The organism is Mycolicibacterium sp. 624 (assembly GCF_040548615.1).
Taxonomy (GTDB): Bacteria; Actinomycetota; Actinomycetes; order Mycobacteriales; family Mycobacteriaceae; genus Mycobacterium.
This window is the reverse complement of sequence record NZ_JBEPRZ010000001.1, coordinates 40,637-60,907: the sequence shown is the minus strand read 5'-3', so window position 1 is coordinate 60,907 and position 20,271 is coordinate 40,637. Positions and strand designations below refer to the sequence as shown.

At 65.1% G+C, this 20,271-nt stretch carries 18 protein-coding genes and 1 pseudogene; 15 read left to right on the top strand and 4 right to left on the bottom strand.

The window, feature by feature from the left end:
• Genes ABIA65_RS00300 through ABIA65_RS00265 form a run of 8 tightly spaced genes read left to right on the top strand, consistent with a single transcriptional unit; the run spans position 1 to position 8,542 of the window.
• Entirely contained in the window at positions 1-903 is a 903-nt protein-coding gene (locus ABIA65_RS00300) for an ABC transporter permease (protein WP_354522238.1), read from the top strand.
• Positions 888-1,808 carry an ABC transporter permease gene (locus ABIA65_RS00295; protein ID WP_354522237.1) on the top strand — a complete coding sequence of 307 codons (921 nt, stop codon included), beginning with the start codon at positions 888-890 and terminating at the stop codon, positions 1,806-1,808. Before ABIA65_RS00300 ends, ABIA65_RS00295 begins: the two co-directional genes overlap by 16 nt.
• Positions 1,809-1,825: 17 nt before the next feature.
• Positions 1,826-2,845 (top strand): ABC transporter ATP-binding protein, encoded by a 1,020-nt coding sequence (locus ABIA65_RS00290; RefSeq protein ID WP_354522236.1) that lies wholly within the window; start codon positions 1,826-1,828, stop codon positions 2,843-2,845.
• Complete coding sequence (locus ABIA65_RS00285; RefSeq protein WP_354522235.1) at positions 2,842-3,660, top strand: ABC transporter ATP-binding protein; 819 nt, start codon at positions 2,842-2,844, stop codon at positions 3,658-3,660. Before ABIA65_RS00290 ends, ABIA65_RS00285 begins: the two co-directional genes overlap by 4 nt.
• The gene (locus tag ABIA65_RS00280) at positions 3,657-5,597 is read left to right on the top strand and encodes a CocE/NonD family hydrolase (protein ID WP_354522234.1); all 1,941 of its coding nucleotides are present in this window, start codon (positions 3,657-3,659) and stop codon (positions 5,595-5,597) included. Before ABIA65_RS00285 ends, ABIA65_RS00280 begins: the two co-directional genes overlap by 4 nt.
• Entirely contained in the window at positions 5,594-6,382 is a 789-nt protein-coding gene (locus ABIA65_RS00275; protein WP_354522233.1) for an enoyl-CoA hydratase/isomerase family protein, read from the top strand. Before ABIA65_RS00280 ends, ABIA65_RS00275 begins: the two co-directional genes overlap by 4 nt.
• A complete protein-coding gene (locus ABIA65_RS00270; RefSeq protein WP_354522232.1) occupies positions 6,366-7,229 on the top strand; it encodes a 3-hydroxyacyl-CoA dehydrogenase family protein in 864 nt (287 codons plus the stop codon). The genes ABIA65_RS00275 and ABIA65_RS00270 overlap by 17 nt, the downstream gene beginning before the upstream one ends.
• Positions 7,229-8,542, top strand: coding sequence for a flavin monoamine oxidase family protein (locus ABIA65_RS00265; protein WP_354522231.1), 1,314 nt, complete (start codon positions 7,229-7,231; stop codon positions 8,540-8,542). The genes ABIA65_RS00270 and ABIA65_RS00265 overlap by 1 nt, the downstream gene beginning before the upstream one ends.
• 242 nt (positions 8,543-8,784) lie before the next feature.
• Here the strand turns inward: ABIA65_RS00265 and ABIA65_RS00260 are convergent, their stop codons facing one another.
• On the bottom strand, positions 8,785-10,233 hold the full coding sequence (locus ABIA65_RS00260; RefSeq protein ID WP_354522230.1) for an amidase: 1,449 nt from the start codon (positions 10,231-10,233) through the stop codon (positions 8,785-8,787).
• A 368-nt stretch (positions 10,234-10,601) separates the two neighbouring features.
• On the opposite strand from ABIA65_RS00260, the gene ABIA65_RS00255 reads away from it, so the two are divergent.
• Genes ABIA65_RS00255 through ABIA65_RS00245 form a run of 3 tightly spaced genes read left to right on the top strand, consistent with a single transcriptional unit; the run spans position 10,602 to position 13,136 of the window.
• Entirely contained in the window at positions 10,602-12,023 is a 1,422-nt protein-coding gene (locus ABIA65_RS00255; RefSeq protein ID WP_354523060.1) for a UbiD family decarboxylase, read from the top strand.
• A gap of 41 nt (positions 12,024-12,064) precedes the next feature.
• Positions 12,065-12,532 (top strand): hypothetical protein, encoded by a 468-nt coding sequence (locus ABIA65_RS00250; protein ID WP_354523059.1) that lies wholly within the window; start codon positions 12,065-12,067, stop codon positions 12,530-12,532.
• Complete coding sequence (locus ABIA65_RS00245) at positions 12,525-13,136, top strand: non-oxidative hydroxyarylic acid decarboxylases subunit B (protein WP_241401540.1); 612 nt, start codon at positions 12,525-12,527, stop codon at positions 13,134-13,136. Before ABIA65_RS00250 ends, ABIA65_RS00245 begins: the two co-directional genes overlap by 8 nt.
• Before the next feature lie 19 nt (positions 13,137-13,155).
• Here the strand turns inward: ABIA65_RS00245 and ABIA65_RS00240 are convergent, their stop codons facing one another.
• Entirely contained in the window at positions 13,156-14,064 is a 909-nt protein-coding gene (locus ABIA65_RS00240; RefSeq protein WP_354522229.1) for a LysR family transcriptional regulator, read from the bottom strand.
• 290 nt (positions 14,065-14,354) lie between these two features.
• On the opposite strand from ABIA65_RS00240, the gene ABIA65_RS00235 reads away from it, so the two are divergent.
• A complete protein-coding gene (locus tag ABIA65_RS00235; RefSeq protein ID WP_354522228.1) occupies positions 14,355-15,479 on the top strand; it encodes a GGDEF domain-containing protein in 1,125 nt (374 codons plus the stop codon).
• Here ABIA65_RS00235 and ABIA65_RS00230 read toward each other — a convergent pair whose 3' ends face one another.
• Complete coding sequence (locus tag ABIA65_RS00230) at positions 15,480-15,902, bottom strand: nitroreductase family deazaflavin-dependent oxidoreductase (RefSeq protein WP_241401537.1); 423 nt, start codon at positions 15,900-15,902, stop codon at positions 15,480-15,482.
• A 155-nt stretch (positions 15,903-16,057) separates the two neighbouring features.
• On the opposite strand from ABIA65_RS00230, the gene ABIA65_RS00225 reads away from it, so the two are divergent.
• Positions 16,058-17,581, top strand: coding sequence for a histidine phosphatase family protein (locus tag ABIA65_RS00225; RefSeq protein ID WP_354522226.1), 1,524 nt, complete (start codon positions 16,058-16,060; stop codon positions 17,579-17,581).
• 204 nt (positions 17,582-17,785) lie between these two features.
• Here ABIA65_RS00225 and ABIA65_RS33455 read toward each other — a convergent pair.
• A pseudogene (locus ABIA65_RS33455) lies at positions 17,786-17,869 on the bottom strand (transposase); the annotation flags it as partial.
• 230 nt (positions 17,870-18,099) lie between these two features.
• Between ABIA65_RS33455 and ABIA65_RS00215 the strand changes: the two are divergent.
• Positions 18,100-19,347, top strand: a complete 1,248-nt coding sequence (locus ABIA65_RS00215; RefSeq protein WP_354522225.1) for an RNA-guided endonuclease InsQ/TnpB family protein — start codon at positions 18,100-18,102, stop codon at positions 19,345-19,347.
• Between the two features lie 51 nt (positions 19,348-19,398).
• Positions 19,399-20,271: an IclR family transcriptional regulator gene (locus ABIA65_RS00210; RefSeq protein ID WP_354522223.1), complete on the top strand. Its 873-nt coding sequence runs from the start codon at positions 19,399-19,401 to the stop codon at positions 20,269-20,271.

Here is a 20,271-nt window from a genome sequence, read left to right as displayed (position 1 = left end):
ATGGCCACAATCATTGCTGCGACGGCGCTCGACGAACTGGATGCCGCGAGCAAGCCGCTAAAGGTTCCCCGACGGAGCCTGGTGCTGTACCTCGGAATCGGTCTGCTCGGCGTCCTGGTGGTGTTTGCATTGCTGGCGCCGCTGTTCGGCTCGCCCTACGTGATGTACCCAGAGGGGCTCACCGACCTGGGGGCGCCGCTGGGCATGTTCAGTCCGCACCATCTTCTCGGCACTGATTCTCTGGGCCGAGACATGTTGGCACGCAGTGCGACCGGCCTTCAGGCGACCCTGATCATCGCGATCGTCGCCAACGTCACCTCGGTCCTGCTGGGCACCGTGGTCGGACTGCTCGCCGGCTTCTTCGGCTCCTTCGTCGAGCAGAGCCTGATGCGTATCGTCGATGTCTTCCTCTCCATCCCCATCGTGCTGTCGGGTCTGGCACTGGCCAGCATCGTCGGCCGGGGCATGTGGGGCATCGTCGTGGTCGTCACCGCGCTGTACTGGGCCTGGACCGCACGGCTGGTCTACGGCGAGGTGCTTCGACTGCGGGGCAGCGGATTTGTCGAGGCGGCAACGGTGCACGGTGTCGGTCGACTCACCATCCTGCGCAGACACGTCCTACCGCACACCTCCACCGTCCTGATCAACATCGCCGCACTCAACGGCGCAGCCGTTGTGGTGATCGGCGCCGGCCTGTCCTACCTTGGTGCCGGTGTCCAAGCGCCCCAGCCGGAACTGGGCAACCTGTTGCAAAGCGGTTCGGCAGCCATCGATTACGCCCCGCATTTGCTGCTGGTACCGCTTGCGCTGACAGTGGCAACGGTGCTGTCGTTCGTTCTCATCGCCGAAGGTGTCAACCGTCGCAACTCACTCTCGGAGCGGCACTCATGGCTCGATATCTGACCCGACGGGTGCTGTACGGCATCCTCACCATCGCGCTGGTCATCCTGCTGACCTTCATCATCCAGTACTTGATGCCCGGCGATCCGGCCCGATCGATTGCCGGCCCCAAGGCAACCCCGGAACTGCTGGCCAGCATTCGTGCCCGCCTGCACCTTGACGACTCACTGCCGGTGCAGCTGTGGAACTACTTCGCGTCGGTGCTGCACGGCGATCTCGGCGAGTCTTACACCAGGAGCCGGCCGGTCCTCGATCTGATTCTGGAACGCCTGCCCGCCACCGCGATGCTGGCCGCCGCTGCGCTGATGATCGAGATCATCCTCGGTGCGAGCCTCGGCATGTGGGAGGCGCTGCGCCAGACCCGCAGCTGGGCGCTCGCCGCCGTGAATGTCGCGCTGCTGTCGATGCCGCCGTTCGCCCTGGGGTTTCTGCTCCTGCTGTCCTTCGGCTATCTCGTCCCGGTGTTCCCTGTCGACGGCGGCACGGGCTGGTCACACCTCGTCCTTCCGGCGGTGACACTCGGGGTCCTGGGAGCGCCGTACTATGCGAACCTGGTCCGAGACGGCATGAAGGACGCCCTGGCGGCGTCGTACACCCGCACCGCCGTTGCCAAAGGTCTGCCCAAGCGCTATGTCATCACCCGCCACGTCTTGCGCAACGCATTACCGCCCTCCATCACGATGCTCGGCATGGACGTCGCGATCATGTTCTCTGGCGTGGTGTTCGTCGAGGCGATCTTCGGGTGGCCCGGGATCGGTGCGTTGCAGACCCAGGCCTTCGCTGACGTCGATCGCCCGGTGCTAATGGGCACGGTCATCGTGGCCGCGGTCGTCGTCGTTCTCGGAAACCTCGCGGCCGATGTTGTTCGGGCAGTCGTCGACCCACGGACAAAGATAGGTGCACATTGAAATCCGCCGTCAAGATCGTGAGCGACCCGCCCCCCGTCGAGGAGCGTGAACCGCAGGCCCGCGCCGTCGGATCCGATGTGGTGGTGCGGAATCTGTCGGTGTCCTACGGCGACCATCATGCGGTGCGAGACGTGAGTTTCGACATCAAGGCCGGTACCACGCTTGCGCTGGTCGGTGAATCGGGATCCGGTAAGTCAACCATTGCGCTGGCGGCAAGTCGGCTACTGACCGCCGACGCCACCATCGATTCGGGCTCGGTCTGCATCGGCGGTATCGACGTCCTGGGTCTGACCGGGTCTGAGCTTCGGGAGATGCGCGGCCACACTGTCGCCTACCTAGCGCAGGACGCGCTGGCGGCGTTGAACCCCGTCGTCCGGATCGGCAGACAGGTCAGCGAGATCTACTCCGTCCGCGGCGGTGAGAAGAAGAACACGGCGCGTGAGAAGGCCATTGCCGCACTGGAACAGGTCAACATCCACAACCCAGAACGTGTTGCGCGGATGTATCCATTTCAGCTCTCCGGCGGTATGCGGCAACGGGTGATGATTGCGATGGCACTGGCGTTCGAGCCTGCCCTGCTGATCGCCGACGAGCCGACCACCGCGCTCGACGTTACGGTGCAGGCCGACATCCTGGCCCTGATCGTGGACCTCCAGGAGCGCAACGGGTTGACCTGCCTGTGGATCACTCACGATATGTCTGTCGTCGCCGAGATGGCCGATTCGGTCGCGGTGCTCTACGGCGGTCAGATGCTCGAAATGAGCGATGTGTACTCGGTGTTCGACAACCCGAGGAATCCCTACACAAGCAAGTTGTTGGAGTGCTTCGCGAGCGGCAGGTCGGCCGGACTGAAGGATCCGTTCAGCTCGATTCCTGGCAGCCCGTCATCACGCGCGCTGACCATTGGCTGCCCGTTCTCGCCGCGCTGCGACGGGGCCGACGAGGCCTGCCGGACCGAGTCGCCGCCCTCGGTGGAGATGCCACCACAACACTGGACGGCATGTCATCATCCACTTGAGGTCGGGGTGGACCGATGACCGAGAAGCCGCCGATTGTGGAAATCAGGTCAGTATCAAAGCGATTCGTTGGCGTCACGGTGCTTGACGAGGTGTCGTTGACCGTGGAGTGCGGCAAGACGACCAGCCTGGTGGGGGAGTCCGGCTCCGGGAAGTCCACCTTGGCGCGGATCATCACCGGCCTGGAGAAGCCCGACTCGGGAACGGTGCTGTTCGGTGGGCTGCCCCGACCCCGTCGGGGCAGGGCTGCGCGGGCCCTGCAGCGGACGGTGGGCGTGGTGCTGCAGGACCCATACGATTCGATCGACTCGCGCTTCACCATCGGCGAGGTGGTCGCCGAACCACTACGTGCACAACGTCGTTACCGCAACGGTGGCCGGGAGAAGGTCCGCGAGCTGCTCGACCTGTGCGGGATGACCGATATAGACCTGGACTCCAGTATCGCGGGTTTCTCCGGTGGTCAGCGCCAGCGCATCGCCATTGCGCGCGCGTTGGCCACCGAGCCCGACCTGATCGTGTGTGACGAGCCGACGTCCGCGCTGGACGTGTCGGTGCAGGCCCAGATCCTCAACCTGCTGCTACGGCTGCAGCGGGAACGCGGGCTGGCCTATCTGTTCATCACCCACGACATCGACGTGGTTCGGCGAATCAGCGACCAGGTGGCGGTGATGTGCGAGGGCAAGATCGTCGAGGCCGGCGACACGGCGGCCGTCACTGGTGCACCACAACATCCATACACCAAGCAGCTGCTATCGGCGGTGCTCGGATCCTCGCCGCACACCAGAAAACTGTCGGGACCGCTCGCCAAAGCCCGTCACCTGGAGGTCACTTCATGATGAAGACGTACACGCTGCACGCCGAAGACATGGCGGTGACAGTTGGCGACGGAGTCGCCCTCGCGGTGACGCTCTACCGTCCCGTCACCGACGAGCCCGTCCCCGTCCTGCTGGAAGCCTTGCCGTACCGCAAGGACGACATGCTCGAGCGGGATGCATACGAACGATTCGCCACCGAGTACGGCTTCGCGGTGTGCCGGGTCGACGTGCGGGGTACCGGATCCTCGGGCGGAGCAGCCACCGACGAGTATCCCGTCGAAGAGCTCGACGACCTGAATACGGTGATCGAATGGCTGGCAGCGCAGCCGTGGTCGAATGGCTCGGTCGGCATGTTTGGCTGGTCCTACAGCGGATTCAACTCGCTGCAGCTCGCCGCCACCCGGCCGGCAGCACTCAAGGCGATAGTACCGGTCTACTCGTCGGACGATCGGTACAACGACGATGTGCACAACATGGGCGGTGCACTGCGGCTGCTCGATCTCGTGGACTATCCGTCGTACATGATCGCGATGAACGCCATGCCTCCGGTGCCGTCCCTGTGGTCCGGGGACTGGCGCGCCGAATGGCGCAACCGCGTCGAGACGAACGAACCGTGGCTGTTCACATGGCGCGCAGAACAACGACGGCAACCTTACTGGCAGCACGGTTCGATTCGGCCCGACTACGCGCGCGTCAGCTGCCCGACGATGATTGTGGCTGGCTGGGCAGATGGATACCGCAACAACACGTTTCGCACGGTGGAAGCTCTGGAGCAGGCCGGTACGCCGTGGAAGTTGCTGATCGGGCCGTGGAGTCACATGGGCACCGAGAAGTCGTTGCCCGGGCCGTGGGTCGATCTGACCGCAGAGATGGCGCGCTGGTTTGGCCGATGGCTGCGCGATGACGACAATGGAGTGGACCGCGAACCGCGCACCCAGGTCTTCCACCGTCGAAGCACCCGACCCGAACCGGATCTTCCCGAGCTGAGGGGAGTGTGGCGGGCTCACCCGGGTATGCCGCTGGCCGATACCAAGAACCTCGAGTTCGATCTGGGCGACGGCGTCGCCGCGCACGCGATGATCGGTGACATCGGCACTGCTGCCTGGAACAGTTGTGCGGGGTCGCTGCCCTGGGGCCAACCCACCGATCAGCGCTATGACAACGCGGGCTCGCTGACCTGGGACTTTCCCGGTGACGGTCTGAATGTGTACGGCCATCCGGTGCTCCGGGTGCGGGTGCGCGCCGACCGGCCGGTTGCGTTCGTCTCTGCGAAACTGTGCGACGTGTTCCCCGACGGTACGTCGGCATTGATCACTCGCGGTCTGCTCAACCTGACCCATCGCGGTGGGTACGACGCCGACCCCATCGCGTTGGTGCCCGGCGAGTGGGTCGACGTCGACATCGAACTCGAGGCCACGGCGTGGAGCCTCGACGATGGACACCTGCTGCGGCTTGCCGTGGCGGGAAGCGACTGGCCCAACGTGACAGTTCCGCCTCAACCGGTCACCATCGAGATCGACTGTGAAGCATCGCGATTAACGGTTCCGGTGATCGCGGATCTGGATCGGCTCGATGAACCCAACCTCGCCACTGTGGTGCCGGACAGGTTGCAGAGCGCTGATGGAATCACCTGGCAGGTCGAGCGGGATATGTTGGCGCGTAGGACCGTCTGCCGAACCGAGCATGGTTCCGAGTGGGTGAGCGCAAGGGGCTTTCCCTGCCGGGACCACTACACCGGCCTGGTCGAACTGGATACCCGGACCTTCAATCAGCGGGCGGAGGCATTCGCTCGTCTCGACGTTGAGTTCCCCGAGGGACGCACGGCCACGCAGTCGACGATGAAGGTGCGGATCGACGCCACGCATCTTCACCTCGATGTCCACGTCGAGGCATTCGAAGGAGGTCAAGCATTCGCCCAGAAGACTTGGCGGAAAAGCATTCTCAGGGACCTAGGATGACCGAAACAGGAATCATGACAATTGCCTCGACAGACCTCTCCCGCGCGACGTTGAACGTCGCCGTTCACGAGCACTGTGTGCACGTCGAGCTGGCGCGGCCGGAGAAGAAGAACTCCATCGACGCCGCCATGGTGGCCGAACTGCACACGGTCTGCGAACGCCTGGAAGCAACGCCGAAGACCCTGGTGATCAGCGGATCCGGCGGTGTGTTCGCCGCGGGTGCAGACCTCGCCGAGATGCGGCAGCGTCGCAGCCCGGAGGCCCTGGCGGGTATCAACTCGTTCTTGTTCCGCCGGCTTCAGCACCTCCCGATGCCGGTAATCGCGGCAGTCGACGGTTGGGCTCTCGGCGGTGGTGCCGAACTCGCCTACTCGGCCGATTTCCGGATCGCCACCGCCAGGGCCAGATTCGGAAACCCCGAGGTCGGGCTCGGTATCGCCGCCGCGGCGGGCGGGGCTTGGCGTCTCTCGAAACTGGTCGGGGAGCCATTGGCGAAGCACATCCTGCTCGCCGGTCGGATCCTGGGCGCGGACGAGGCACTGGCGTCGGGACTCGTCACCGAGGTGGTCGCACCGGAGGACCTCTTGGACGCGGCATTTCGACTGGTCGACCAGATCGCCAAGGGTGCGCCCACCGCCGTCCAGCTGACCAAGGCGCTCATGCACATGCCGGAGTCTGCCCATCCGGTCGTGGACAACATGGCACAGGCGTTGCTGTTCGAGAGTGGCGAGAAGTTCGAGCGGATGACCGCCTTCCTGGAGAAGCGCAATGCACGCGATTCCTGAACTGGTCGGAGTCGTCGGTGGTGGCCGGATGGGCGCGGGCATCGCGCATGTGTTTCTGGTGGCCGGTTGCGATGTCGTTGTCCGCGAGGCCGATAGTGGAAGTGCCCAGGCGGCCGTCGCCCGGATTGAGAGATCGATCCGCACGGCAATCGAACGCGGTACGGTCACCGAAGAATCCGAGACCGTGTCGAGTCGACTGCGGGTGGTCACCGAGTTCGACGGGCTGGCGGATCGTGACCTGGTGATCGAGGCCGTTCCCGAGAGCATCGAACTCAAGGCCGACGTGCTGAGCGCGGTCGAGAAGTCCGTGGGCCCGGCATGTGTTCTCGCCACGAACACGTCGTCCCTGTCGATCGACACGCTGGCCGGCGCACTTGACGCACCCCACCGCTTCCTCGGCCTGCACTTCTTCAACCCAGTTCCGACAAGCGAACTCATCGAGATCGTCAACGGCAGTGGAACGGACCCCGAGCTCAGCGCCGAGGCGGTGAGCTGGGCCATCGGTCTCGGGAAACAGGCGGTCTCCGTTCGGGATTCTCCGGGGTTCGCCACCTCCCGCCTCGGCGTCGCCATAGCCCTGGAAGCCATGCGGATGCTCGAGGAGGGCGTGGCCTCGGCTGCGGACATCGACACCGCGATGAAGCTCGGTTACCAGCACCCCGTGGGGCCGCTCGCGCTGACCGACATCGTCGGTCTCGACGTCCGCCTGGACATCGCCCGCCACCTGGCCGGTGCGCTCGGACCGCGATTTGAACCGCCCGGGATTCTGCGGGATCTCGTCGCGCAGGGCCATACCGGCCGAAAATCCGGGCGCGGATTCTACGAATACGAACCAAAGGAGTTGTGATGCTTGACGTTGTGGTGCTCGGGGCAGGTCTGGCGGGCTTGTCAGCGGCCCGTGATCTGCGCAGCTCCGGATGCGAGGTGGCGGTGCTGGAAGCGCGGGACCGGATCGGCGGCCGGGTTCTGCAGACCACGCTCGACGACGGCCGGCTGGTCCAGCTCGGCGGCGAGTTGATCGGTTCAACGCACACCGCGTACCGGGCTCTGGTTGGGGAACTGGGGCTCACGCTGCGTGACAGTTACATTGCCGAGCCCGGTCAGACTGTCTGGGACATAGACGATTCGGTGTCGGTCGGTGATCCCGCCCCGTGGATGACCGATGAGGATCGGTCCGACTACGATCGCGTCGTCGGACTCTTCGTCGACCTGGCCAAGGGGATCGATCCCGACAATCCGTGGTCGCACCCCGATGCGGTCGCGCTGGACGCCACGTCGTTCTATCACTGGCTGCGGAGCGTCGGTGCCCGTGACGCCGTGGTACGGATGTTCGAGCTGGCCAAGGCTGGATTGGCGGCGGACACCCTCAAGCGCACCTCATTGCTGGCCGAACTGCGCAAGGCGGCGGTGGCCGGCGACGAGCTGGTCAACTACTACGACGTCGATCAGTGGACGAGGTCGACGGTGGCCGAAGGCAGCGCCACCGTGGCTGCGCGAATGGCGGAGGAGCTGGCCGGACACATCCGGCTCTCTTGCGTGGTCACCGAGATCGCGGTGCATCCCGATCACGTCGATGTCATGCTCGCCACCGGCGAGGTGATTGCGGCGGCCAATGTGGTGTGCGCGATCCCGGTCGCGCCACTTCGGCGGGTCGCAATCAGCGGACTGAGCGACGAGCGACTCCACGCGCTTCGGCGGATCCGCAACTCGTTGTCGGCGAAAGTGGTTGCGGCCTACGAGACGTCGTTCTGGCGTGACCTGGGCAAGAACGGCTCGTCATACAGTGAGGGTCTGGTCGGCGCCACCTGGATCCAGGGCCCGGGCGTGATATCGGCATTGGTCACGCCGGCGCAGCTGGCGTTTCATATGGCCGGTGATCAGTCGGCACGGGACCGAGACGCGCTGGAGGCATTGGCCCGGATGTACGGCCCCCAGGCGGCCAAGCCGAAGGCGCTGTTCACCCGTGAGTGGTCCGCCGAGCCGTTCACGCTGGGCTACATGGCCCATTACGCGCCCGGCGATTTGACGGCTATCGGGCCAACCCACAGTCGGCCAGAGGGAAGGTTCTTCGTCGCGGGTTCGGACTACTGGGTGGCCGGCTACATGGAGGGTGCCGTGCGCACCGGTCGGGCTGCCGCGAGTGCGATCCTGGCCCGATAGGGGCTGGCAGTGAGGATTGACAAGCCTCGGCCACACCAGAATTCTTCGCTCTAACATGCGATCACATCGCCGACGCGACCGAGGAGTCGCTCCTAGGCCCACGGTGCAAGACTGGCGTCGACGTCGGCCGACCATGACGCTCCTGATGGGTTTGTCATGGTCTGCTGAGGGTGCGTCAGTTCAATGCGCATCTGACTAGGAGGCAGGCTTGCTAGCGGAACGAGGTAGAGGCGTTGCTGTACCTAGAATCCAGGAGGACGCTGGAATCCGCCGATAACTTCTGCGAGACACCGCACGAAATGCACTGCCGTGCGATCGTGCAGATATGGGGCGATCACCTGGATGCCGACCGGATGCCCGTGCCGTGTCATCCCCACAGGCGCGACCGCTGCCGGAAGGTGGTTGAGTGATGACGATGCAATCCATGTGAGCATGTCGCTATATGGTCGGTCGGCACCGTCCACCTGTAGCGTTCGGACCGACCAACCGGGATCTGGTCGCTGGTCGTGGGGAAACGCAGCCGTAGGGCTTACTGGGCAGAGAAGTACGTCGACGTCGCGGAAGAAATTGGCCCAGCGCCGACGTGAGTGTTGCCGGCGCTCGTCGAGCGTGTGCCAGTCGCGGAATCGGATTGTCAGCTCGGATGCGGCGACGCCCTCTGGCCCTTCCGCGGCGCCCAACCCCACGAGCTGAGCATACGAATCGTCCGACTCGATCAGACCGCTCTGCGCCATCAGCAACGGCCGGTACAGGTTCATCGTTTCCTCGAGACCGACCGGTCCTTTGCGCTCGATGACCGTTGCCCCCTCGGCCTGGATGGCCGCCAGTGCCGTCTTCATGATCGTGACCAACTCGCTGTCGACTGGGCAGAACGGATCGTTGAGCCATGCCGCGACGCGGAACTCCCGCAGTGATCTTGGTATCGGAGAAGGTAGATCCAGCCGCCAGGCCGGGGCGTGGTCGCGGTCAGCTCCTGCTAGGACGTCGAGGCCGAGGGCGAGGTCGTCGGCATGTCTTCCCAGCGGGCCGAGTACCGCCATGTCGAAGTTCGCCAGAGTTCCTGGAGCATGGCCGGATACGCTGCCGTGTCTCGGCACGATTCCGTACGAAGGGCGCAGTCCATAGATGCCGCAATGGTGTGCGGGTATCCGAATCGAGCCTGCTGTGTCACCGCCGAGCTCCAAGCCGGTCAGCCCGGCAGCGAGTGCTGCGGCGGAGCCACCGGACGAACCGCCAGGTCCGCGAGTGAGGTCCCACGGATTGTTCGTCGTCCCGTAGATCTCGTTGTAGGTCTGCCAGTCCCGAGCGTCGGCCGGCAGATTGGACTTGCCGAATACTATCGCTCCCGAGTTCTTAAGTGACGCAACTGAATCAGCGTCAGCTGTCGAGACATGTTGGCCCCAGCGGGTGGAGCCGCCAGTGGTCCGCATGCCCGCGACCTCGAGACTGTCCTTGACGGTCACCGGGACACCGTGCAGGCGGCCGAGCGGCTCGCCCCGGGAGACTGCGAGGTCGGCCGCCAGAGCAGCGGATCTCGCGCCCGCCTCGTCCCGGGCAACGATGGCGTTCACCTGCGGATCGAGGCGTTCCACCCGGGCGAGGTAGTAGTCGAGTAATTCGACGCTCGAGACCTCTTTTGTCGCGATGGCGGTCGCAAGCTCCCGTGCGGAGCGAAATGCTAGGTCGGTCATACGTACCTCCTCGAGAGCCTTGGCTTGGATGGATATCGCCAATGGCTTGATAGCGGCCAAGGGTGCCGAGGGATCGTACCGGCCTGCACCGCAGTGGATTTCGCCGGAACCACACTCGGCGGCCGGCAACCACCGTACCCGCTCCCGGGCGTCGGACCGGTTGGCACTCGAGGGAATTTGTCGAGCGGACGACACCTCCACGCCATCCGAAATTCAGATGGCAATCAGATGGACTAGCTATTGGACATATGGGCGTCTTGGGCGCAAAGTGGACGTGTGGGACAGGTCCGCCGGATCGCGGCGGCCGGGTCCAGATTCGGAACATCATCGGATGCAAGGGGTTAAGCGACATGGCGGTCTTCCGGGACTTGAGGCACTACATCGACACGCTCACTGAGAAGCTCGGCGATGACGAGGTGCGGACCATCAGGGGCGCCAATTGGGATCTCGAAATCGGTTGCATCACCGAGCTGTCAGCCGAGAAGGAGGGTCCGGCGCTGCTCTTCGAAGACATTCCCGGATATCCGTCGGGTTATCGGGTCTTCACCAACTTCATGGGGACGGTGCCACGGTGCGCGGTGGCGTTGGGCTTGCCCGCCGATACCGCGGCCATGGACATCGTCCGAGCTTGGAAGGACATCGGGAAACGTATCGAACCGATTGCACCCGTGGAGGTCTCGACGGGTTCTGTGCTGGAGAACGTGCTCGAGGGCGACGACGTCGATCTGACGATGTTCCCGACGCCGCGCTGGCACGACGGTGACGGCGGCCGCTACATCGGGACCGCATGCATGGTCATCACCCGCGACCCCGACACCGGCTGGGTGAACGTCGGCACGTACCGGGGCTGCGTTCAGGGTAAGGATCGGCTGTCGCTGTGGATGCTGGGCAATCGTCACGCCCTCGCGATCGCGAGGAAGTATTGGGATCGCGGTGTGGCCTGTCCCATCGCGGTGGTGGTGGGGTGCGACCCCATCCTGACCACCGCCGCGGCCATCGCCGCGCCGTCGGGGGTGTGCGAATACGACGTCGCCGGTGGGCTGCGCGGGGTCGGAGTTGAAGTCATCGCCGCGCCGGGCACCGGGCTGCCGATTCCGGCCCATGCCGAGATCGTCTTCGAGGGTGAGATGCCGCCGGTGGAGGAGGAATCGGTACCTGAAGGCCCGTTCGGGGAGTGGACGGGTTATTTCACGCATGCCGGAGATGAGACCGTCGTGCGGGTGCAGCGCATCCTGCATCGCGATTCACCCATCATTCTCGGTGCGCCGCCGATGATCCCGACCGTTCCGGCAGGCGATCAGGCAGTGCCGCTGTACTCCGCATCTGTCACCTGGGATCATCTGGAGGCTTCTGGAGTGCAGAACATCAAGGGCGTCTGGGCGTACGCGCGCCAGCTCATGATGGTGATCTCGATCGAACAGACCGGAGCGGGTGACGCGATGCACGCCCTGCTGGCGGCGGCCGGCCGCAAACGCACCGGAGGCGTGGACCGCTATTTCGTGGTGGTCGACGACGACATCGACATCACCGACATCAACCACGTGCTTTGGGCGCTGTTCACCCGTGTCGATCCCGCAGAGTCGATCCAGGTGCTGCGCACTCCGACAACGGCGATCGACCCGCGGCTGTCGCCGGCGAAGCGGGAAGCCGGTGACATGTCGATGGGGATCGTTTTGATCGACGCGTGTAAGCCGTTCGCGTGGAAGGACTCCTACCCCCGGGCGAACCGATTCGACGAACCGTACCGGGCCGAGATTCGGCACCGCTGGAAGGAGACATTGCCGCTCTGACGCCGGGAGAAACGATTCGAGAGGAGGCAACGGTGTTGACGATGCCCGGTGAGGTGGCCGAGTTGCTGCGCGGTTTCCCCGATGTGGATGCACAGGAGCAGGCGTTCGTGTTCCTGACTGTCGACACCGGCGGGTATCCGCACAGTGCACTGCTGTCGCGTTCGGAGCTCGAGCCCAGCGCGAATGGTCAGACATTGTTCGCCGTGGTTGCCAGCCCGCGGACCCGTGCCAACCTCCGGCGCACCGGTACCGCCGGTCTGATCGCGGTCAACGGCACCACCTGCCATCACCTGAAGCTGCGCGTGGTTGCCTCGCTGGACGGGCGGGGCATTCTCGGCTGTGAATTCAGCGTCCTGGACCACAAGCGCGACGACATCGGAATACCGATTCAGCCCTTGTCATTTCGAACCTCGGCCGAGCTCTCCACGCGGGAGGACTGGCCCAGGAGTGCCGCGATGTTCGAACGGCTCACGGCACTGCGCAAAGAAGACAAGGACCGTCATGACTGATACACAAACCCGCATCATCGTGGGGATCAGCGGAGCCAGCGGCGCGCCGTTCGCGGTGCGCCTACTAGAGACGCTGCGCGAAATGGCGACGGTTGAAACTCATTTGGTGATGAGCACATGGGCCCGGTCGAATATCGAGGTGGAGACGCCCTACACCGTCCGTGAGGTCGCCGCCCTGGCCGATGTCACGTACAAGCTGGGTGAACAGGGTGCGGCCATCTCGTCGGGATCCTTCCGGACGGCGGGGATGATCGTGGTGCCCTGCAGTATGCGGACGTTGTCGGCCATTCGTTACGGGGTGGCCGACAACCTGATCTGCCGCGCCGCGGACGTGGTGCTCAAGGAGGGGCGGCGGTTGATTCTCGTGCCACGCGAGACGCCGCTGAACACCATCCACCTGGAGAACATGCTTGCGCTGAGTCGGATGGGGGCTCGCATCGTGCCACCGATGCCCGCCTTCTACAACCATCCCCAGTCGATCGCCGACATCGTCGATCACGTCGTTGTCCGCATTCTCGACCAGGTGGGTCTCGACGCCCCTCAAGCGAGACGCTGGCGCGGCATGGACGCCGCGCGTAAGGAGCGGGTGGCGCGTCTCGGGTAGCTCAACGTTCCCAGAGGGCTCAGGACTTCTTTTGTTGTCCAACATGTTTGGCGTACATGGACGTAGCGTGTTCGACGAAGGCGGTGGCGGCGGCACTTGCCGGCCGGCCGTCGCGCCATACCACGCCGAGTCGGCCAGAAGGCAGGTCGGACACCTGCACCCCAACAAGTTCATCACCATGCGTCAGCGCAGATTCGGGCACCAAACCGACGCCGAGCCCCTCCTTGACCAGAGCCACGAGAACACCGGGGTCGCTGGCCTCGAAAGCAATCCGAGCGCGGACCGAGGCCCGCCGCAGGGCGCGATCGAGCTGCCAGCGCAGCCCCGAGCCCTCCGGCAGCGCGATCAACGTGTGCCCGGCGAGTTCGCTCAACGAGACCTCGTCGTCGCGCGGGGGAACCGCCGACGGCGGGAAGATCGCGATCACCGTCTCCCGATGCAGTTCGCGGACGTGCATTCCGCGTGCGGTTTCTTCGGTAAGGCTGGTGAATGCCACGTCCAGAAGTCCGTCGGAGATCCGTTGCGTCAGCATCGCAGCGGTGTCCTCCACCAGGGACAGGTCCACGCCGGGATGCTTGCGGTGAAACGATGCGAGCAGATCGGGAAGGTCGATGCTGCGCGGTGAGATGGAGGTGATCGTCCCGATCGCCACGTGGCCGTGTAACAGGCCGGTGAGCCCGTCGATCGAGGCGCGGCCGGCGGCGAGAGCGTCCATCGCCGCGCGCACGTGCGGCAGCAACGCGTAGCCGGCCGCGGTCAGCTTTACTGCGCGGGGATGACGCTCGAACAGTTGCTGCCCGACCTCACGCTCCAGCGCCTTGACGTGCGCGCTGACGCCGGACTGCGCGAGATGTAGCCGCAGCCCGGCCGCCGTGAAGGTGCCCTCCTCAGCTACGGCGATGAAGCACTGCAGTTGATGTAGTTCCATCGTCAGGCAAATGTAGCGTCACACTCGGACCCCGGGCCGCTACGGCATCCGGACAACAGATCCCAAGCCCCGAGGCCGAGCCACTGAATCAGATCCCGACGCGCTGACGACGCGTGCCTAGTTCTCAGCGTCATAGGGCCGGGGATCATGCAGTGCTCCAAAGTGGTTCGACGCAGGTCTGATGAGAAGTTTGGTGTGTCGAACGAGACTGCAGGGCATCGGCCCGTCGGACGTGCCAGGCGGCCGTCAACTTGTACTGTTTCAGCAATGAGTGGCGGTAACGGCGCGTGATGGGCGCGCGTGATTGGCGGCGTGGGGGCGATCATTACTACTGGCTGACCGCCTACCTGGCGTCGCACGACCTGCAGCGCCGCACCAGTCGAGCGATTGCCGGCAGCATCTTCGGACTCGGCGTGATCAGCGTGATTCTGTCGTTCGGAGTCTTGGGTCCGCACAGTGTGGGTGGCCGCGTCGCCCAGATCGTCGTGGCGGCCTGCTGTGTCGTGATGGCATGGGTGTGGCTGCGACCCAAATGGCCGAGTCGTCGCGTCTCACAGGCAACCGCGGTTGTGGGGACCGTGTGTATCGCGGTGTCATGCGTCATGGTGTCGTCGCCTGTGGTGGGCATATTGGGGGCCACGGCGTACGCGGCGCTCGGGTCGTTGGTCGCCCTCCTCCATTCGATGAGGCTGCTGGCGTTCATCTGGGCCGTCGGCGCCGGGGTCATCGTGTACCTGGCGGTGCAGTTGGCCGAGGACGACGTGTCGGTGGCACTGGCGACGGCTCTGCTGGTCGTGCTCGTCAACGGTTTTGCCGTGTTCGCGAGCCGGTTGGTCATCCGCCTCATCGCCAACGACACCATCCACGGCGACCTGGAACCGGTCACCGGACTGTTCACTCGCGACGGCTTCTACGAGCAGGTCGCCACTCTCATCGGTGCCCGCAGTCGCAACGATGACCGGCGTCTGGTCGTGGTCGTCGTCAACCTCGACAACCACGCGCTGTTGGCCGATATGCACGGTGCGGCCCGAGCTATCCGCGTGCGGGTGGCGATCGCCCGGTCCCTGCGCGAGACGGCTCGCCGCGGCGCTGCCATAGCCCATCCCAGCGATTCCGAGTTCTGGGTTGCCGATCTGTTCACCCAGGCTGACCCTCACCCACTGGCAGAGCGCATCCGTGGGGGAGTCGCCGGCGCGCACACGGGTGTCACAGCCAGCGTCGGGGTGGTGTGTACGCCACTGGCTCCGCTGGCCGCCCTGCCCTCCCATGACGTCATGGAGGAACTCCTCACCATTGCGCAGACGGCCATGTTCGAAGCGCGTCGCGCCGGTGGCAATCAGACGCGTACGGCCATCGACCCCGCGCTTACCGTCCTCGAGGAGCCCAGCAGTGAACCCGGGTGGGAAACCGGCTGATCACTCCAGGACGAACACCGGAATCAACCGCGTGGTCTTCACCTGATAGTCGGCGTATGGCGGATAGGCCGCGACCGCCAGCTCCCACCAGTGCTCGCGCTCGGCGCCCTCGAGTTCACGGGCGGTGAGCGTGGCCACCTTGTCGCCGTCCTGCACCGTCACAGAGGGATGCGCCTGCACGTTGTGGTACCAGGACGGATGCGCCGGATCGCCACCCTTGGACGCGACCATGGCATAGCGGCCGTCCTCCTCGACACGCATGAGGGGTACGTAGCGCTTCTTCCCGGACTTCGCGCCGGTCGTGGTGAACAGGACGATCGGGCGGTCTAGAACCTCGACCCCGTCGGTGGTGCCTTGGGCCAGGATGCGTTCGGTCTGCTCGCGGACCCAGTCGGTGGGGCTCAGTTCGGTTGGCTCAGTCATCTACCCCGCAACAGCGCGCGGCACCGCGCTATTTCCGCGACTAGGTATTCGGTATCGCCAGCAAACACAAGTCTCAGTGAACGAGACTGCCGCTTGTTTGCGGGCTCCTGTGAGTTCACTGTCAGCTGTCCGCCCGAACGAACAGGAAGTGTTCAATGAACGATCCTTCTCACCCCGACGCAACAGCGGGTCCGCCGGCTCGATCGAGAGCCCTCGACGTCGGCCTGCGGCGTCGATCCGCGGTGTGGAAATTCTTCGGTATCGCCCTGGCCTCGTGTGCGCTCCTCTTCGGGGCCGCCATCCCCGCCACCGCAGCCGAGCTGATGAGGGTGACGTTCGTGCGGCACGGCGAGTCAGCCGGCAACGCCTCGGGCCTGATCGACACGACGACACCCGGTCCGGTGCTGACCGCGCTGGGCCAGCAGCAGGCACGGGATATCGCCGCCAAGCTGGGCGATAACAACTACGACGGCATCTACGCGTCGACGATGGTGCGGACGCAGCTCACGGCCACGCCGATGTCGCAGTACCTGGGCCTGCCCATCAATGTGATCGACGGCCTGCAGGAGATTCCGGCCGGTGTCTTCGAGGGCACCCCGGAGGCCAACGCCCAGGGCGGGTACGGCCTGTACCCGATCGGATGGACGTTCCCGGGCGTCATCCCCCAGATCCCGGTCGACATGTTCAACAAGGGCACGTTCATGCCCGGCACCACCGAGAACGGGTACTCGTTCGACGCCAGGGTCGACGGTGCGCTGCAGACCATCTACGACAACGGCGACCGGAACGCCGTCGTCTTCGCGCACGGCGGGACCATCATGTTCTGGACGATGATGAACGTTAAGAACCTCACCGTGATGGAGAAGCTCCAGCTGCTGCAGACGGCTCAGTTGGGCAACACCGATTACGTCGTCATCGAGGGCAACAACGAGGACGGTTGGACCCTGGTGAACTGGAACGGCAAGGAGTTCGCCCCCGAGCCCACACTCGGCAACGAGGTGCAGCTTCAGGTGCGCACGTTGACCCGACAGCTCGCCGCGACCGCGCAGAAGATCTCCGCCGCCTTCGCCACAAGGGACTTCGCAACGATTGCGACGGCGATCAACCGCGGTGTCGCCGAGGCGAAGTTCTCGATGATCAAGTTCCAGCGCGCGGTGACCGCCAAGGTCATCCACGAGGTGGACCAGGTGATCAAGCGGGTCTTCCCCGCACCGGCTCCCGCGCCCGCGCCGGCAGCAGTCGATGCTCTGACGGCCAAGTCGGCCGCCGAGTCCGCGGCGCCGCTGAAGGTTGTGGCTGACCCGGCACCGGATGCGGATCGGAAGTCGAACGCAGTCGCCGAGCCCGAGGTAACGCCGGCCAAGGTCGAGACCGAGGACGTCAAGGCCGAGGTTGTCGAGACCGAGGCTGGTGTGTCCAACGGCGCGACCGATCTGAGCAACGGCAACAAGGTCGTACCGGGTGTGCCCGCAACCGGCTCCGATGCCCCCGGCCAGGGTGCGCAGGACGGCGTGACGGATGTCAGCGACCCGGTCGCGACCTCGGTCAAGAAGCTCCAGGAGGCGGCCAAGAAGTTCGTCGCCAAGGCCAAGGCCGGCAACACCGGCACCTCGGGCGGCGCGGGGACATCTGACGCCACCGGCGGAGCGGATAGCGGCAGCCAGAGCGACGCCGCGTGATGTAGCGACACGCGGCTAGCCGCACGAGCACAGTCGGCCCCTTCCATCAGATGGAAGGGGCCGATTGTGTTGCCGCTCGCGTGATGAGATCGTTTCGGTGGAGTCGACATCTACCTCTGATTTTGCGCAGTGCTCCGTCCTTCAGGGCGGGGGTGTGGCGCATCGCGGTCCCTTTCGGCCTCGCGGAGCGAGGTCGTGTGGTCGTTAGACCGGGCCTTGCTGGTTTTGGATGTATTGCTTGACCACGGCCAGGGGTGCTTCGCCGCATGAGCTGGCGAAGTAGGAGCCAGACCAAAGTGTTCACCCCATAAGTATTTGCGGAGGTGGGGTCGTATTCCTGTCGCAATCGCCGGGCAGTGACGCCTTGGCGGCGGTTGACCAACTTCGATAATGCGACTTTGGTGGGTAGTGCACCAGCAGATGGGAGTGGTCGTGTTCACCGTTGAACTCGCGTAACTGGGCTTCGACGACAGCGCAATGTCAGAGGTGTGGCCGATACTGCTGTTGTGAGCGAGTTGATGGTGATCAAGCGGTGCGTGAAGTACCCGCTGGCGCCATCACCGGCCCAGTCGCAGGTGCTGGCCCGCCAGGCTGGCGCTGCCCGGGCCTTGTGGAATTTGATCCACGCACACCACACGTTTCACGCGGCATCGAAACGATGGCCGTCGTGGGCGCAGTCCGATGCCGCGATCCGGCAGGCCCGCAAAGACATCGACTGGCTCGCGATCCTGCCCGCGCAGGCTGCCCAGCAGGTGCTGAGGGCCTATAAGCAGGCCTGGTCGAACCATTGGAACGGCACCCACGGGCGGCCGACCTGGAAAACGCGCAGGGCGCGCCGCGCAGTTGACGTGCCCCAAGCGCGGGACTTGAACCTCACCCGGCTCAACAGTAAGTGGGCCACGGCCGCGATCCCGAAGGTAGGGGCGGTGAAGGTCCGGCTGCACCGTTCGATGCCTGACCGCGTCACCGGTGCGCGGGTAGTGAGGGAGGCGACCGGCTGGATGCTGGTGGTTCGGGGTGAGAACCGGGTTGTCAAACCCCGTGCGCGGCGAGGTGAGAGGGGCAGTGTCGGTATCGACCGCGGCGTGACCCACACGCTGGCGCTGTCAGACGGGGCGTTCATCGACCAAGCCGCCACCCTCGGATCGGGAGAGAGGAAGCGTCTGTACCGGCTCGAACGTAAAGCCGCTCGGCAGCGGGTGGGAAGACCCCGCGGCCACAAATCCAGCCGCAGACTCCTGCGCACCTACACCCAGCTCGCGGCGGTCAAAGCACGGCAAGCCCGGCGCCGGTATGACTTCGCCCACCAGGTGAGCGCCGCACTGGTCGCTACCGGGGTGGCAGCGTTGGTGGTCGAAGACCTGCGGGTGAAGAACATGACCCACAGTGCACGAGGCACCATCGAGGACCCGGGGGCGAACGTCAAACAGAAGTCCGGGTTGAACCGGTCCATCCTCGATCAGGGATGGACACAGATCCTGACACTGCTCACCTACAAAGCAGATCAAGCAGGGGCGCGGGTAATCCGGGTCCGGCCACACGGCACGTCACAGACGTGTCACCGATGCGGGTCGACCGCGGAGGGGCAACGCGAAAGTCAAGCGGTGTTCCGATGCGCAAACCTCTCATGCGGGTGGACCGGAAACGCTGACACCAATGCCGCGATCGTGATCAAATACCGGGGCCAGGAAGTGGCCTCGCAGGACGTGGAGCCCAACGCCACTAGGCAGGCTGCGAAGCGTCAAACCCGGAAAACCGCCGCCTAACAACGGCAGCCAGTACGGAAACCGCCCCCTTCAGGGCGCGGAGACTTCATCGTGGAGGCGGTCTTGCAGCGGTCCGCGAACGGCAGCGCATCAGACGCGGCGACGTCAATGGTGGCTCGGGTCGCGCTGATCATGAATTCGTTCGACGATCCCGGTCAGCTGCTCCGACTGGACCAGGTCGTCATCCGCACCGGGCTGCCCCGCTCGTCGGTCCATCGCATCCTCACCCAGTTGCATGCGTCCGGGCTGCTGCAGCACCGCGCGGACGGATACCGCCTCGCGGCCCCGTCGCTGCCGGTGACCCGCATGGTGGACCATTCCCAGTTGCGCGGCGTGGCATCCCGCGTGCTCGACCGGCTTCAGACCGACACCGGGCTCGTGGTTCACCTCGGCGTGCTGCTCGGCGCCGATGTCGTCTACCTCGACAAGGTGTCCGGGGGCAGTGGCACCGTGGTGCCGACACGGGTCGCCGGGCACACGCCGGCGCACGCGAGTGCGTTGGGCAAGGCGATGCTGGCGCTGCTCGCCGCCGAGGAGGTGGACTCGATAGTCGGTGACCCGCTTCGCAAGTGCACTCCGGCAACGATCGCCGACCTCCCCACATTGCATCAGGAGCTGGCCCGGATCAGATCCCGCCACGGACTCGCCTACGACGACCAGGAACTCGCCGTCGGCCTATCCAGCGTCGCGGCCCCGATCGCAATGGCGGACGGTGAGTTGGCGGGCCTCTCGCTCACCGGCGCGGTACCCATCCACCGTCTACAACGAATGGCGCCGTTCCTCACGCGCGCCGCGAGGGGCATATCGGAGCGCATCGGCAGCACCGAATTCGCCTTGGCGCGCAATCAGGCCGACTCCGTGACAGTCACCGACGACATGTTGTCCCGGGTGCTTCGCACGTTGTCCTCCGACGACTGGGTGTAG